Origin of the sequence: Dendronalium phyllosphericum CENA369 (genome assembly GCF_016056275.1) — a bacterium.
Classification (GTDB): Bacteria; Cyanobacteriota; Cyanobacteriia; order Cyanobacteriales; family Nostocaceae; genus Dendronalium; species Dendronalium phyllosphericum.
Genome location: NZ_JAECZA010000052.1, coordinates 1 through 15107, shown reverse-complemented (window position 1 = coordinate 15107; position 15107 = coordinate 1). Strand labels below are relative to the sequence as shown.

The following is a 15107-nucleotide window of genomic DNA, read 5'->3' as shown; positions in this document are numbered from 1 at the left end:
CAGTAAAGGCTGCCAAATTGCCTAGGAAATTGGTTAGGTAAACTAGAAATTATTTTTATTCAAGAGCCTGAATGAGCGCATGACCCATAGCACGGCATCCCAGGAGATTTTTGCCTTCAGATATAATATCACCTGTGCGATCGCCTTGTTCTAAAACTTGGAGTACGGCTTGTTCGATGCGGTCTGCTGCCTTGGGCTGGTCTAAACCGTAACGTAACATCATCGCTGCACTCAAAACTTGGGCTAAAGGATTTGCTTTATCCTGTCCGGCAATATCTGGGGCGGAACCGTGGACGGGTTCAAATACGCCAGGGCCAGAAGCACCTAAACTAGCAGAAGGCAACATACCAATGCTACCAGTGAGCATAGCAGCAGCATCAGAGAGAATATCGCCAAACAAATTGCCCGTAACAATAGTATCGAACTGCTTAGGAGCGCGTACCAACTGCATCGCCGCGTTATCAACATACAGATGAGATAGTTCTACATCTGGATATTCTTCGGAGAGTTTGGTGATGCGATCGCGCCACAACTGAGATACTTCTAATACATTCGCCTTATCCACCGAACAAAGTTTGCCTTTACGTTTTCGCGCCGCCTCAAACGCTACTTTACCAATACGGTCTATTTCTGATTCTGTGTAAACCATTGTATTGACACCGCGTTTTTCACCAGTGTCAGTGGCAAAAATTCCTTTAGGTTTGCCAAAGTAAATCCCACCCGTAAGTTCGCGTACCACCATAATATCTACGCCTTCCACGACTTCGCGTTTCAAAGTCGAGGCATCAATTAGCTGCGGCAAAATTTGGGCTGGGCGTAAATTGGCAAATAATTCTAACCCCGCTCGCAGTCCCAATAAACCTGCTTCCGGGCGTAAATTGGATGGTAGAGAGTCCCATTTATAGCCGCCAATGGCTGCGAGTAATACAGCATCACTGTTGCGGCAGGTATCTAAAGTAGCGGCGGGTAGGGGTTCGCCAGTCGCGTCAATTGCCGCACCGCCAATCAAAGCTTCTTGGAATTCAAACGCAAGATCGAATTGTTTCCCTACGACTTTCAACACTTCTACCGCTACTGTCATAATTTCGGGGCCAATGCCATCGCCGGGGAGTAGGGTAATGCGGTAGTTCTGGGTCATAGCTGGTGTTCACTAGGTAAATGCTTGCAGATTAAATATCATACCGAGCAACATGTACTTATGGATTTTTTAATTTGTTTAGATATTTGTTGCCCAATTGTCCTTTCGATAACCACACGCAGAAAAAATTTCTTTGTTAGCAAAGAAGGTATTAGTTATTACTTACCTTAACTAAATGTTGAAACAGTTCATTCGTTATGAGTAGAACGGTATAGCTTTAATAGTGTTTGGCATTGATAAATATGAAATGAAGCCTTTTATACACAACTAGTTTCTCAATTTAATTAATGAATGTTTAATAGTATTACGATAAAAATTAAAAAATAAAGAATTTATCTGCGTTTTAAATTTGATTACCTGTATGTTTTATTGTATTTCATAACATGCAGACAAAAAAATTATGAAATTCAATGAAATTAGCCAAGTCGCTATTCAACTTTTAACTCAGTTTGGACTTAAGCTTGTAGGCGCGATCGTTCTGTGGCTTGTCGCTCAACGTTTGATTGACTTTGGATTGAAGCTATTGCGGCGCGCTTTCAGAAACCAAAAAGTTGAGCCGACAATCATCAACTATATTCTAAATATCATTGGTGTAACGCTGAGAATTGTTCTAATAGTTGCCGTTCTTGGCTTTTTCGGTGTTGAAACAACTTCTTTTGCGGCATTGCTAGCAGCAGCAGGCGTTGCAATTGGTGCAGCATGGGGTGGATTATTGGCTAACTTTGCAGCAGGTGCATTTTTAATCATTTTTCGCCCATTTAAAGTTGGTGACTTTATAACAGCAGCAGGCGTTACAGGTACTGTTGTAGAAATTGGCCTCTTTACTAGTAATATCAATACGCCTGATAACGTGTTGACGATTGTTGCAAACAACAAAATTTTTTCTGATAATATCCAGAATTTTTCTGCAAATCCTTACCGTCGTGTCGATCTGCTTGCCCAACTCCATCAAGATGTTGAGCATAACGAAGCGATCGCACTTTTGAAAGCAAAAATTAGCCAAATTCCTCATGTTCTTTCAAGTCCAGCACCAGATATAGAAATTCTGGACTTTAATTTGGCAGGCCCCGTACTAGCAGTTCGTCCCTATACAAGTAACGAGCATTACTGGCAAGTCTATTTTGATACTAATAAAGCCATACGCGAAACCTTTGGTGAGGCTGGATATCCTGCACCAGAACATCGCTATACAGTTCGCGGTTCGTCTAACCCAGAAGTTAATGCCTTTGTCTCACCATTAGGGTAAATCAATGCTACAAAACAGTTAGATTTCATTTGCAAATATTTTGTCAGCAACAAAAACACATGTTAGTAAAATAGCTAAGGCAGATACTTCAGATTGTGTTCAACCTGATGCCCCTACTAACTGTTTCACTTGCGATTTGACTGCTTCGACAATGGCATCTGCGTCTATTTTGGCGGCATGAAGTAGTTCTTCTGGTGTTCCCGAACTTGGCATATCACTTACTGCCAGCTTAATTAGCCGCAGTTGCAGCCCATCATAGATAGGAGTATTGCTAGTACCAGCGAAAGCATCGAGTACGGCTGCACCTAACCCGCCTTCTAGCCAGTGGTCTTCAACAACTATTAAATTACCCTTTGTATCGCGTGCAGCCTGATGCAGCGTCTGTACGTCAATAGGTTTGACAGAGTATACATCTATAACGCGTATTATGATGCCTTCATTTTTCAAGCGGTCATAAGCTTTGAGGGCTTCATGCAGAGTAATACCTGCACCAATCACAGTAGCTTGGTCTCGATCGGAACTTTGGACTACTTTACTGCCACCAATGGGAAACTTTTCATCAGAACTATAGATGACTGGAGTGCTTTCTCTTGTGGTGCGGAGATAGACTACTCCAGGGCGATCGCTCATTTGAGCTACTATTTTTGCAGTCTGATTGGCATCGCTAGGATAAAGTACGGTGCTATTACACACTGCCCTAAAAGCTGCTAAATCCTCCAATCCCATCTGCGAAGGGCCATCCTGACCTATAGATACGCCAGCATGAGAACCCACTAATTTAATATTGGCACGGGAGACAGCAGCCATCCTGATAAAGTCATAGGCACGAGTCAAAAAAGCGGCGAAGGTGGAAGCAAAAGGTTTATATTTTCGTACTTGCAAGCCTACGGCAGCGGCTACCATTTGCTGTTCAGCAATATACATCTCAAAGTAGCGTTCGGGATAAGCTTCGGCAAAATCTTCGGCATAAGTGGAATTACTGACCTCGGCATCGAGAACAACCACATCCGGTTGAGCGGCTCCTAAAGCTAGTAGGGCATCACCATACGCTCGACGTGTTGCTACTTTTGCACCTTTATCATACGCGGGAAGTTGCAGTGGTTGAGCTTTACCTAGAGAAACTGGTTGACTTTGTTCTTCAGGTTTGTTTACCTGAATTTTGATGTGGCGTTCGCCGCCTAATTCTGCGATCGCTTGTTTCTCTTGTTCGGCTTTTAGTGCTTTACCATGCCAACCGCCCAAATCCTCCAAAGCAGCTACACCTTTACCTTTCTTTGTCCGAGCAATAATTACTGTAGGGCGATCGTTGATGGTTAAAGCCACGCTAAATGCTTGCTCAATTTCTGTCAAGTTATGTCCATCTATTTCAATCGCTTGCCAACCAAAGGCTCTGGCTCGTGTGGCATAGGCTTGTGTGTTCCAACCTAGTTCTGTTTGACCCCGCTGCCCTAATCTATTGACATCGATAATCGCAATCAGATTGTCTAAGGTATAGTGCGAGGCGCGATCGAAAGCTTCCCAAATCGATCCTTCAGATGTTTCACTATCACCCAATAACGTCCACACATGGTAGGGGAGTTGATCTAGATATTTACCTGCCAGAGCTATTCCTACAGCAATCGGCAATCCTTGTCCTAAGGAGCCAGTCGCTACATCAACCCAAGGTATAACTGGTGTGGGATGACCCTCTAAACGACTGCCTAATTTTCGTAACGATAGCAAATCCTCGTCTGAGATGACCCCCGCAGCTTTGTACATGGCATAAAGCAATGGTGCAGCGTGTCCTTTAGAGAGGATGAAGCGATCGTTATTAGGATTATGTAGATTATCAAAGTCGTAACGGAGATATTTCGATAGTAATACTGCCATCAGGTCAGCTGGGGACATCGAGGAAGTAGGATGACCAGAACCTGCAACGGTTGTAGCGCGAATGCTATCAACACGCAACTGTTGTGCTAGTTCATGCCATTGGTGCAGTTGCTCCTGTGCGTTCATAATAGTTTTCCTGTATAAGAATCAAAGGGATTGATGATACTCGATAGATTCTTTGTCTAATCGCTCTTTTTTAGCTTATTTTGCTTTTTTATGTAAATTTATCGCCAATATGCTTAACTTAAAAGACACAATTATCTCTTTTCACTAATTATGATTTAATTAAGTTTGACTTTAATGATGTGTTGTTATTTTTCAAACTAAAATTAATAAACTATACTCGGTCATAGATTGATGTAACTCTTCCTAGGTTTACTTTAGAGAGCAGGAAAAATAACTACTTCTTTCTAATGGAATAATTATCTTTTATCTCTCAGGGTATATAAAGTTTATTGTGCTATGGCAGTCCTAGTTTCATTTGTGAAAAAAGTACATTTGTACATCCTTCTTTCTGATTCTTTGTGACTTGTTGTTTGTTTATTGCCTGAGCGAGTATTTTCACAACTCATTTGGGATTGCTATAGCGCTCTTCTATGACTCTGCTCAAATAAAAATCTTAGCTAAATTTGAAAAAAGAGACAGAGACTGGGTTTAAATCTTTATTTTCTAATATTATGGCGATAATTATCTATTTTACCTGAAAGTCTGATGTAGTCAGGATTATTAATTATTTATTTGGAGAGATTGATGAAATAAGGACAAATTTAATATTAAAAAAAATTCTGAGAATAAGGGAAATAAAAATTTGACCTAAGTAGGTTGGGGTAAATAATTAAAAGTTTTTTGTTAGGAATTTAGCTCTTACTAAAAGCTAATTTCCATTTCGTAATAGGAATTTCAACAAATGAATTCATCTAGGTTATTTGTTAGTAATTTTTGACAGTTGACAATCAACTGAAAACAGCGATCGCCCATAATTTTCAGGCGATCGCTTTTGATATACTTATACCGTATTCATTTTGAATTTTGAATTCGTAAGAGTAGTACTAGTCTTACACAATGAAATTACCGCTATCTAAACTACTAACTTTGACGTTTTTCAGTGTCAGAAAACTTTCAAAATCGTTATCACCGCTTATGTCAATTTTAACAATTGTATTACTGCCAACTTGGCCTAATTGTATGTAGTCCTTGAAGGGATTAGCGCTGACCAATCCAAGAGTATCGAAAATTCTGCTCAGGTCAATCACTTCTTTTGCAGAGTCAAAACCGACGATCAGATCGCCTTTTTCTGAAAGGCTGCGGTAGAGAAATGTCTCATTACCTGGCCCTCCAATCAAAACATCCTTGCCGTTGCCACCAATCAAGGTATCGTTACCATAGCCACCAAGCAAGATATTGTTACCATTATCACCAATCAAAGTATCGTTACCTTTAGTACCATACCAGGAATTACTAGACCGAGCTGTTTCGCCACTCGAATCTGATGAACTAGATCTATTGGTAACAACTTCGTAAGCACCTATATCAGGTTGAGTGTCTCGCTTGACCCCACCTTCATCGACAGTTGGTACATTACTACCAGTCACACCAGCATCAATAGCAGGGCTATCTGATTCTAGAGGATGCACTAAAATCCCTCCAATGTCTTGCAGTTCATCAAGATGAGGGTCAACAATCTGACTGCCTGCGACAACTCGGCGACCGCTATAGGCAGGGGCAGGATATTCAATGTTGCCACCGCCATCTTTGAGGGAAAATGCGACTTGCTGTTGGTAGCGATCGCCTGCCGTATTGTAAGCAACAATCGAGTTAGTGAGGGTTATATTCTTATCACCACCGAACATAATTGCCCCAGCGGCCCGTCCCGCAGAATTGTTAACGATGGTGGAATTGACAATATTGACGGGGGAGGTAGAAGCGGTGTCAATAAACATTGCTCCACCCGCATCTTTAGTCACTTTGTTGCCGGAGAAAGTACTGTTGATGATATCGACTTTGGAGTTTCTATCTATCCACAAACCTCCTCCTTGCTTTTCGGCAGTATTGTTAGCAATAGTGACGTTCTTGATAGTGAGATCGCTGGTAGCTCGTACTCCTCCTCCTCGTGATACTCCTTGAGCGTTGTAACTTGCACTATTGCCGACTATAGTGCTGTCTTCAACCACGATTTTGTCTGTACCGTAGCCATAGAGAAAGAGAGCGCCGCCTTCGCCTTTGGTATGGTTATCTTCAAAACGACTACCACGGATGGTAATCGTACCTCCTACTGGAGAACCAGAACCTACGGGGTTTGCTCCATCAGTGAAGATTGCACCACCACCCATACCACCTGCTGAACTGTTGCCTTCAAAGACCGAGTTCTCTACAGTCAATGTGCCTAGCAAGCTATAAATCGCACCACCATTGACCCCTTTGTTGTCTGTAAATATGGAGTCTTTAACAACGAGGTTACCAGCACCAGCTGTGGCGATCGCTCCACCACTCCAACCAGAGTTTGCAGAAGTACCATCGTTCCCATCAAAGCTACTGTTATCAATGGTGGAACGACCACCATAGCCAAGGAAGATGGCTCCACCTGTACCACCACTATTGTTATTGAATTCACAGTTATCAACAGTGATACTGCCGTAGTCATAGACTTGAATCGCACCACCTTTTCCGGCTGTCTGACCGTCGGCAATAGTCAGGTTCTTCAACGTGGCATTGATTTGTCGTTCTACAGTAAATATTTTTGTGGCATTGTTACCACTAATCTTTAAATTTGCTGCTCCTGCTCCATCAATCGTCAGATCCTTGGTAATTACAATTTCACCACTGGTAAGTTTGATTGTCTTGTTAGCCAGTGTGGAAGCAAACTCGATAGTATCTCCGCTTTTAGCAGAGGCGATCGCCTCTCTTAAAGAACCTGTTCCGCTGTCAGCAGTAGTAGTAACGCTAATAGTAGCCATGCTTTGAATTCCTTTTTAATTCAAGGTTTCAGATAGACATTTTGGACAAAATCACTTTTGTTGTGATTTAGAAACAGTCGAACCATCGTTCAGATAATGGAATTCAGAACACTCTAGTTTGCCTTTTTATAAACTTGTGAACATGAAAATCTCACCGTGAATCTACTTAATTTGAGCGAAAGAGCTAAACCTCCTAATTTTTAACCAAGCATCTTCTCATACTTTTGATTTATTGCAATCAGTAAAGATTAGATGAAGGAACACTTCTTGCTTCTTTTAAGTCTTTCTATTACAAGCTGTTTCCCAAACCAAAAGTTAAAATATTTCCTGTTTTTGGTCACGCATAAATTAAACTTAATGTCAATTAGCTATAAGCGCTCTTGCCAAAATGCAAAATATGTATATCTCAACAAAAAATATTTCATCTGATTTTTTATTAGCCTACATTTAATTGAATTAACTCAATGTGGACAGGAATTACAGGTAATGTATCTACATTGAATTTATATTTATAAAAGATATAGGTCAGCTTTAAAAAATTATTTAATATTTATGTTGAGAATTATTTTTCCTATTCTTGAGATTGTTTAAATAGAAATTTTATGATTTTTGTATAAGTAAAAATATGCAATTTATTTATTTAATATGTATTAAAATTAACTTTAAAATTATTTTGTAGATAATATCAAGAACCAAATAGCAATTAGTATTATTTAATACTTACTATTTTTTAAATAAAATAGTACTCAATTCGTAATACAAACAAAAGAATTTAGATAAAAGCACAATAGCAAATAATAAAGTACTCTATTGTCAAAAATATTAGTATTAGTTTTGACTTTAATTACTACAAACTTTCAATCATTCTTCGGATTTTAATTAGAGTACATGTTTTTTTTATTACCTTAACCCATCTTTGTATAAAGAAATTAAATATACAATATAAAAAACAATAATACTTTTATATAGGATTATTCAAAAATAACAAATAAAAAGCTATCCACTTATAAGTAATCGTAATCATTAATTGCTTTGGGGTAAAAAAAATTCCTTGATAAAAAGTGTTACCGACTACAAAATCCGAAAGTCTTACTTTTCTAGTCAAATTTTTCGATTTATTAAATGTGTTAGTCTTATGAGATTGGTATCGTTTAATTAAAATGGAAGTTTTGTACTGAAACAGTTTCAAGAAAACAATATTGAAGAATAGAAATGAAAAGTTTTATCTATTCTTTGTCTCCTAGTTCCCCTTAAAAAGTTTGTGTTTAATCCACCAAATACGTAGTCGAAAGGCAAGAATCAAGAGAAGAAAACCGAAAATAATTGTATAGACAGCAATAATCCGCAGAATTGCGAATGCCCCAGCAACAGGCCAAATTATCAGCAGTACGCCGAAGAGTAGCGATGCAGTACCAGCTAATGCTAGTAACCACTCATTCTCGATTTGTTTTCGCACCTGAATCGCTGTTAGAATCTCGAAGATGCCAGTTGCAATTGCCCAAGCTGCGATAAAGTCAAGCAACACTAATGCAGCAATACCCGGCCAAATGAAAGCTAAGACTCCCACTGCAATACCAATTTCTCCTTCCAATAACAGTAACCATCCGCAGACATTATTCAGCTCGTCTCTGAACGCTGCGATCGCTAATAAAATTCCACCTATCAATACGAAAGCAGCAAAGAGAAAAACCAATGCTGTTAAGGTAATTGCAGGCAAGAATAGTGCGACTAAACCAAAGACAACAGCGATCGCGCCTCGTAATGCAACTATCCACCAATTTCGAGCCAAGCGGGTTCCCATTCTGATAGCATCAAGATTTTGTCTCATAGTTTGAGTACTTATTGGACTAGCTCACTCAGCCTGATGATGGAATTAGACGGCAAAAGGAAAAGTCTCTGGTGGTTCATTGATTTGTGAGTCAGCAGTGCGATCTAGGGGTTGTACTCCTTTGGTGTCATCAATGTGGATTACTGCGTCAAATTGTTCGGGGAGACGGGCATAAAAGTAATGACTGATACGCTCCGTTTCTGGTTGATAAATTACACCGATTGCCCTTTCCAGCCGCGGTTGCCGCAGATTACCAATTGCGGGATTATCATCTTGTAGAACTAACAAAAACTGGGGCAATCCAACCTGATGAAATAAAGCTTCGTAACTTTCTGGTAGGGCAGAATGAACTTGCTTTAATTCGGTAGTTCCCCCCCAATTAGAAGCAGCGGTAACTGTACCTGTATAAGTAGTAAAGCCGATCGACACCGAGTCACTCCCATAACGTTCGCGCACCAATTGACCAACATTCACCTCACCCAGGGTTCCCATATCAGTTGCTCGTGCATCTCCTATATGAGAGTTGTGTTCCCAAACAACAACTTTAGTTTGTTGACCTTGTCGATCTAGATAGTTAACTAGTTGTTCTAGAGTTTCTGCCATGTGGCGATCGCGAATATTCCATGATGACTCTCGATTTGTAAACATATTGCGGTAGTAGGCTTCGGCATTCTTCACCAGTCGGGCATTTTGCTCAATAAAAAACAATTCATCTGCCTTTATCCGACTATCTTTTTGGGCGTACTCGGCAATCCGTTGTTCTAGTTCCCGTAGTTGATTTACTACCTCTTCCTCACAGGATTTGGTAAGTTCAAAACTAGTAATGTACCCATAGGTCTGAGTATCCTCGCCAAAATGCTCAAAACAAGAGTAGCGATAACGGGCACGTTGGGCAGCTTCGGGGTCAATTTTATCTAGATAATTGAGAACTGCTTCTATAGAAGTGTACATACTATACAGGTCTAGCCCATAAAAGCCGACTTTAATGGCATTTTCGGGTAGAGCGTCATTATATTCCCGCAACCAAGTGACAAAATTTAGAATATCTGTGTTGCGCCACATCCAGTCAGGAAAGTATTGGAAACTTGAGAGCGCTTCTGTAGGCGTTAAGTCGTCATTTGCACCCCGTACATAGCGATTGACACGGTAGGCATCTGGCCAGTCTGCTTCAATTGCTACAACTGTAAACCCTTTCTCTTGAATTAGCCGTTTGGTAATTTCAGCGCGTTGTTTATAGAACTCATGAGTACCGTGAGAAGCTTCGCCAATCAAAGCAAAACGTGCATTACCGATTAAGTTCATCAAAGGGTCGTAATCTGCGATCGCACCTGTCAGTTGGTATACAGACTTACGTACCGCATCAGCTAGGTTGATTATAGTTGCATCAAGCATAAAAATTAACTGTTGCAAAACACTTTATGGGTTGCAAAATTTGTTTCATACGATTCCACAAGTATGCTAAAGATAAGCAGGAAACTAGAGGTTGAACGAAAAATAATTTGTGGCTATAATGTCTGCTTTGTTAATAGCGATCGGGTTTTCTTCTATCTGATAGATTCGTAGCTTGCTAAACTCAGCTTAAAAATCTCAAACGCCTCTTCCATCTGGCTAATGATGCAGATGCTAAACATCTATCTCTCTCCAAAGGAGGAGCTAATTTGCAGAGTAGGGATAACTGACTGCAAATCTTTCCTCATCTTTGCCGATCTTCCTCAAACCCAAGTACAATATCAGTCCTTCCGAAAAATTGTGGTTAAATGAGCTAAAGTGAACACCAATTATGATGCAAGCTATCTAACCTATTATTAGAGTCGCTTGCACGCGGGGGATAAAAAAATGAGGGTTTGGCTTGCCTGCTTTCTAGTATTGTTTGCCTTGGCAGAGTTATTTGACTGGTTACAAGAATTTAATCTGCCATTACCTATCTATATTTTAGGAGGGGCTTTTTTAGCTGTTGCTTCTAATTATGACAAGATTATTGGCTCTTATTTCAGTGATGCAACTATCGATACATCACCCGAACAGTCCTTGTTAGATTCACCAACTCAATCCCCTAAATCTATTTCTTTTACAATAGCTAGTCCAGTCGAAGATGCTCAACAATCAGAAACGCAGTGAAGGAACTGGGAAGAAGAGAGCGGGAGGAGCAGGGAAGCAGGGGAGGCAGAGGAGAGAATGATAATTCTTGACCACTGACAACTGACAACTGACAACTAACTTTTAACTCAGTACTTTCTTCAATCGTTCTTCGATGCCGAGATTGCCCTGCAAGCCTCCTGTGTGGATGAGTAGAAGGCGATCGCCTTTGTGGAAAAAACCTTTATGTAGCAAATCCATCACTCCATAAAACATTTTAGCGGTATATACGTAATCTAAAGGTATGTCATGTTCCTGGCTGAATTGCTGTTTGAACAGTAACAGTTCGTCGTTCACCTTTGCATAGCCGCCGCCATGGTAATCACACATTAATTCCCAAGATGCCAGAGAATTGGGTGGTAAGGGCAAACCACTAGCGTGATAATTTTTTAACAAGCTGTTGATTTCTTCGGCGAGAAATGCTCCATCTTTCAGTACGGGAAAACCGAGTATTCGCTGCTGTTTACGCAATGAAAGTGCGATGCCAGCCAATGTAGTACTCGTACCACAAGCTACGCAGATATAATCAAATGCGATCGCTTCGCCGCCAACTATTTCCATGCAACCGCGCACGCCGTTGAGGTTGCTGCCACCTTCAGGAATAATAAATACTTCACCGAAACGTTGTTGCAGATATTCATGTAAATCTGTTGTGTTTCTTTGACGGTACATCTTGCGATCGAGGTATACAAGCTGCATACCTTGTTGTACGGCAAAACGCAATGTAGGATTTAACGGCAGGCTTTCCTCCCCGCGAATTACACCAATAGTGCGGAATCCAAAAAGATTGCCAGCTGCGGCAGTTGCATAGATGTGGTTGGAATAAGCACCACCAAAGGTAAGCAGCGTTGTGAAATTGTTCTGCTGGGCTTCCAAAAGGTTGTACTTCAGCTTGAACCACTTATTACCATTAACCCACGGGTGCATGAGGTCGAGGCGTAGCACATACAAATCAACACCCGCGCAGCGGGCTATTTTGCTGTTGATTTCTTGTGTAGGAGCAGGTAAAAAGATTGGCGACATGAGGAAATCATAAGCTAAAACACACGATTGTTGCGCGATCGCTCTAACCTAAGTAAAGTATAAAAATATATATTTAATATAATAATGTCTTTATAACATCTTGATAATATTTCAGAAAATTTATCGATGGAAATAATGCTTGATATCAGCAGAATAGTCCTAGGAGAAAATTTGTAATTTTTTTACCCCTATGTAGTTAGTTCGAGCTAATAAATCAAGCTTAATTGTTCAAAAAACAACTACTCGATAGAGAATAATTCAGTTATTTTGTCTAATCTCCAACATTGGATTCAAGGGTTTTAACAACAATTAAAACTCAAAACTCTAACCCATAATCTTAATCAGATGAATATCAAAACTGCAAGCATTATTTTCTTTGACGCTTCTGTAAGTGACTACGAAATATTACTTGAAGCTGTTGTATCAGGAACTGAAGCAGTTGTTCTTGACTCAAGTCGGGATGGAGTAGAGCAAATCACTCAAGTACTGTCGCATCGCAGAGTTGAAAGTGTCCATATTGTTTCTCATGGTTCTCCTGGTTGCCTCTACCTGGGTAATAGTCAACTGAGCCTCAGCACAATGAAGTACACAAGTAGGGGCGCTGTTACGTTCGCCCTTACAATTATCTGTAAAATAGCTCTCTAAACCGTATTTATTTTTCTTTGTGTAAATATTTTTTTAATTGTATATTATTACTAAACAGTCTAAAGATACGTAAATCTACTTATTATTTAAGTTTTACCAATTGTGGAGCAACTTCTAAAAGCTGTAGAACAAATTCTGCAAAACAGGTCTTTTGGGCACATTCAACGGTTTGTACTTCATCAGTCTTGGTTGGGCAGAACATATGGTGAGATGGCGGATGGTTCGGGCTACCGTAGTGAATACTTCAAAGAAGTCGGCTCTCAGTTGTGGCACGATTTGTCTGAAGCACTGGGAAAAAGAGTTACGAAAAAAAACCTGCATTTAGTCCTCGATCGATATTATCAAGACAGTGCAGAGCAACAAAAATATAAACCTCAACAGGAACCTCTAGAAGAATTCAAACCTGAAAGTGTTTTTCTATACTCAATCTTAGCTAATAAAATGGACTTTCCTAGCGGTCCCGTACTTCTAGATTCTCCTTTTTACATCAATAGGCCTCCTTTGGAAGAACTGATTTGTAGCGAAATAATGCAACCTGGTTGCTTGCTGCGGATCAAAGCACCGAAAAAGATGGGGAAAAGTTCGCTGCTTAACCGGATGATTGCTCATGCTAACGAGCAGGGTTGTCAAACTGTATATATAGACTTTCAAGAAGCCGATCGAGACGTTTTTGCTTCGCTAGATAAATTCTTGCGTTGGTTCTGCGTCAATGTTAGCAGGCAGTTAAACCTTCTTCCCTGTCTGGATGATTTTTGGGATGCAGAGATGGGCAGCAAGGTTAGCTGCAAAATTTACTTTGAGGCGTATTTATTGCAATACGTTGATGAGAATCCCATAGTTTTGGCTTTGAATGAAGTCAATCGAATTTTTGAACATCCTAATATTGCCCAAGACTTCTTGCCAATGCTGCGATTTTGGCACGAACAGGCAAAGCAAGATCGGACTTGGCGAAAACTGCGGATTGTAGTAGTTCACACCACAGAAATTTATGTTCCGCTCAAACTCAACCAATCTCCGTTCAACGTGGGGATAACTGTATCTTTACCTCCGTTTACCTTAGAGCAAGTACAGAATCTGGCGCAGCGCTACGGACTTGATTGGGCGGCAAATACACAAGGAGCGCAACGGCTAGCATCTCTACAAGCAATGATTGGAGGGCATCCCTATTTGGCGAACCTCGCACTCTATCATCTGTGTCAAGAGAAAATGACCTTGGAAGAGTTATTACAAACAGCATCCACACCAACAGGTATTTATAGTCAGCATCTACGAGATTTGTTGGCGCTACTGCAAAAAGAACCGCAATCAATGTCAGCAATGCAACAAGTAATTGCGGAAGATGAGAGAGTAGAACTAGATGCAATTGCCGCTTACAAGTTAGAAAGTATGGGTTTAGTGCAACTAGATGGCAATCAAGCCCGTGTCAGTTGCGAGTTATATCGTCTTTATTTTCACCAACAACTGAGAAAGCAAAATAGTACTAATATTTTTGACAGTCAGTTAGTACAAAAACCAAAAGACTCGCTGATAGATAAAACTGATGCACTGCGTCATTTTATTAATTTACAATACTTTAAGCAATATCTAGAAATGGAGTGGCTACAATGGCAAACATCAGCTGTACCGCTATCTCTAATTGTGTGTGAAATTGAGTATTTGAAAGAGTACAGCGATCGCAGTTTTAATATTTTGCAACGCGTTGGCAGCACTATCCGCAACTGTCTAAAACATCAGGCTGCTCTCATAGCACATTACGAACAGACAAAGTTTGCTGCTATCTTGCCACAAGCGAACGCTGATATGGCTATTGGACTTGCAGAAAATATTCGTCAACGGGTTAAAACATTAGCAATAGCTCACGCTCATTCTCAGTTTAATGAGTTTCCTGAGCCTGTTTTCAAGGTTTATTTAGGAATTGCAACTACAAAACCTAGTGATGAAAACTCTCCTGAGATGTTGATTGTTGCTGCTGAAGAAGCACTTTTACAGTCGAAAATAAAGGAATGCTATTACTTGTCGAACTCAGTTTTAACTGAAGAAAAGTAAGCTTTTCTAAGTGCTGAGTGCTGAGTTAAAAATAGGGGCTAGGGGGTAGGGTGTTGCGTATAGTGAAGACGGCATTGGTAGGGGTTCAAGCCCCTACCAATGCAATTGCCTTAAAAGCTTAGTATTGTATGTATCCCAAGGGTGGTTGGGGCTATCTCTTCCCCTACACCCCACACCCCACACCTAGTGATGAAAACTCTCCTGAGATGTTGATTGTTGCTG

Annotated in this window: 10 protein-coding genes; 4 read left to right on the top strand and 6 right to left on the bottom strand. The window is 40.4% G+C overall.

All coding sequences use genetic code 11. From position 1 onward, the window contains the following. Nucleotides 1-55: 55 nt before the first annotated feature. Nucleotides 56-1138 (bottom strand): 3-isopropylmalate dehydrogenase, encoded by a 1083-nt coding sequence (leuB, locus tag I8752_RS13380; RefSeq protein ID WP_214432815.1) that lies wholly within the window; start codon nucleotides 1136-1138, stop codon nucleotides 56-58. A gap of 400 nt (nucleotides 1139-1538) precedes the next feature. Between leuB and I8752_RS13375 the strand changes: the two genes are divergently transcribed. Further along, a complete protein-coding gene (locus I8752_RS13375; protein ID WP_214432814.1) occupies nucleotides 1539-2384 on the top strand; it encodes a mechanosensitive ion channel family protein in 846 nt (281 codons plus the stop codon). A 99-nt stretch (nucleotides 2385-2483) separates the two neighbouring features. Here the strand turns inward: I8752_RS13375 and I8752_RS13370 are convergent, their stop codons facing one another. From I8752_RS13370 to I8752_RS13355, 4 genes are all read right to left on the bottom strand, one after another. Then, nucleotides 2484-4379 carry a transketolase gene (locus tag I8752_RS13370; protein WP_214432813.1) on the bottom strand — a complete coding sequence of 632 codons (1896 nt, stop codon included), beginning with the start codon at nucleotides 4377-4379 and terminating at the stop codon, nucleotides 2484-2486. A gap of 929 nt (nucleotides 4380-5308) precedes the next feature. Continuing rightward, entirely contained in the window at nucleotides 5309-7207 is a 1899-nt protein-coding gene (locus I8752_RS38375) for a choice-of-anchor Q domain-containing protein (RefSeq protein WP_214432812.1), read from the bottom strand. Between the two features lie 1240 nt (nucleotides 7208-8447). Next, complete coding sequence (locus I8752_RS13360) at nucleotides 8448-9035, bottom strand: HdeD family acid-resistance protein (RefSeq protein ID WP_214432811.1); 588 nt, start codon at nucleotides 9033-9035, stop codon at nucleotides 8448-8450. 45 nt (nucleotides 9036-9080) lie between these two features. After that, nucleotides 9081-10427 carry an erythromycin esterase family protein gene (locus I8752_RS13355; protein ID WP_214432810.1) on the bottom strand — a complete coding sequence of 449 codons (1347 nt, stop codon included), beginning with the start codon at nucleotides 10425-10427 and terminating at the stop codon, nucleotides 9081-9083. Between the two features lie 444 nt (nucleotides 10428-10871). Between I8752_RS13355 and I8752_RS13350 the strand changes: the two genes are divergently transcribed. Continuing rightward, nucleotides 10872-11153, top strand: coding sequence for a hypothetical protein (locus I8752_RS13350; RefSeq protein ID WP_214432809.1), 282 nt, complete (start codon nucleotides 10872-10874; stop codon nucleotides 11151-11153). Nucleotides 11154-11255: 102 nt separating this feature from the next. Here I8752_RS13350 and I8752_RS13345 read toward each other — a convergent pair whose 3' ends face one another. Next, nucleotides 11256-12194 carry a 1-aminocyclopropane-1-carboxylate deaminase/D-cysteine desulfhydrase gene (locus tag I8752_RS13345; protein ID WP_214432808.1) on the bottom strand — a complete coding sequence of 313 codons (939 nt, stop codon included), beginning with the start codon at nucleotides 12192-12194 and terminating at the stop codon, nucleotides 11256-11258. Nucleotides 12195-12539: 345 nt separating this feature from the next. Here I8752_RS13345 and I8752_RS13340 point away from each other — a divergent pair, with 345 nt between their 5' ends. Continuing rightward, a complete protein-coding gene (locus I8752_RS13340; protein ID WP_214432807.1) occupies nucleotides 12540-12839 on the top strand; it encodes a DUF4347 domain-containing protein in 300 nt (99 codons plus the stop codon). Nucleotides 12840-12941: 102 nt separating this feature from the next. Beyond that, entirely contained in the window at nucleotides 12942-14885 is a 1944-nt protein-coding gene (locus I8752_RS13335; RefSeq protein WP_214432806.1) for an AAA-like domain-containing protein, read from the top strand. Nucleotides 14886-15107 lie beyond the last annotated feature (222 nt).

Coding starts and splice junctions, on each gene's coding strand:
- leuB (WP_214432815.1), bottom strand. CDS start 1,138: ATGACCCAGAACTACCGCATTACCCTACTCCCCGGCGATGGCATTGGC.
- I8752_RS13375 (WP_214432814.1), top strand. CDS start 1,539: ATGAAATTCAATGAAATTAGCCAAGTCGCTATTCAACTTTTAACTCAG.
- I8752_RS13370 (WP_214432813.1), bottom strand. CDS start 4,379: ATGAACGCACAGGAGCAACTGCACCAATGGCATGAACTAGCACAACAG.
- I8752_RS38375 (WP_214432812.1), bottom strand. CDS start 7,207: ATGGCTACTATTAGCGTTACTACTACTGCTGACAGCGGAACAGGTTCT.
- I8752_RS13360 (WP_214432811.1), bottom strand. CDS start 9,035: ATGAGACAAAATCTTGATGCTATCAGAATGGGAACCCGCTTGGCTCGA.
- I8752_RS13355 (WP_214432810.1), bottom strand. CDS start 10,427: ATGCTTGATGCAACTATAATCAACCTAGCTGATGCGGTACGTAAGTCT.
- I8752_RS13350 (WP_214432809.1), top strand. CDS start 10,872: ATGAGGGTTTGGCTTGCCTGCTTTCTAGTATTGTTTGCCTTGGCAGAG.
- I8752_RS13345 (WP_214432808.1), bottom strand. CDS start 12,194: ATGTCGCCAATCTTTTTACCTGCTCCTACACAAGAAATCAACAGCAAA.
- I8752_RS13340 (WP_214432807.1), top strand. CDS start 12,540: ATGAATATCAAAACTGCAAGCATTATTTTCTTTGACGCTTCTGTAAGT.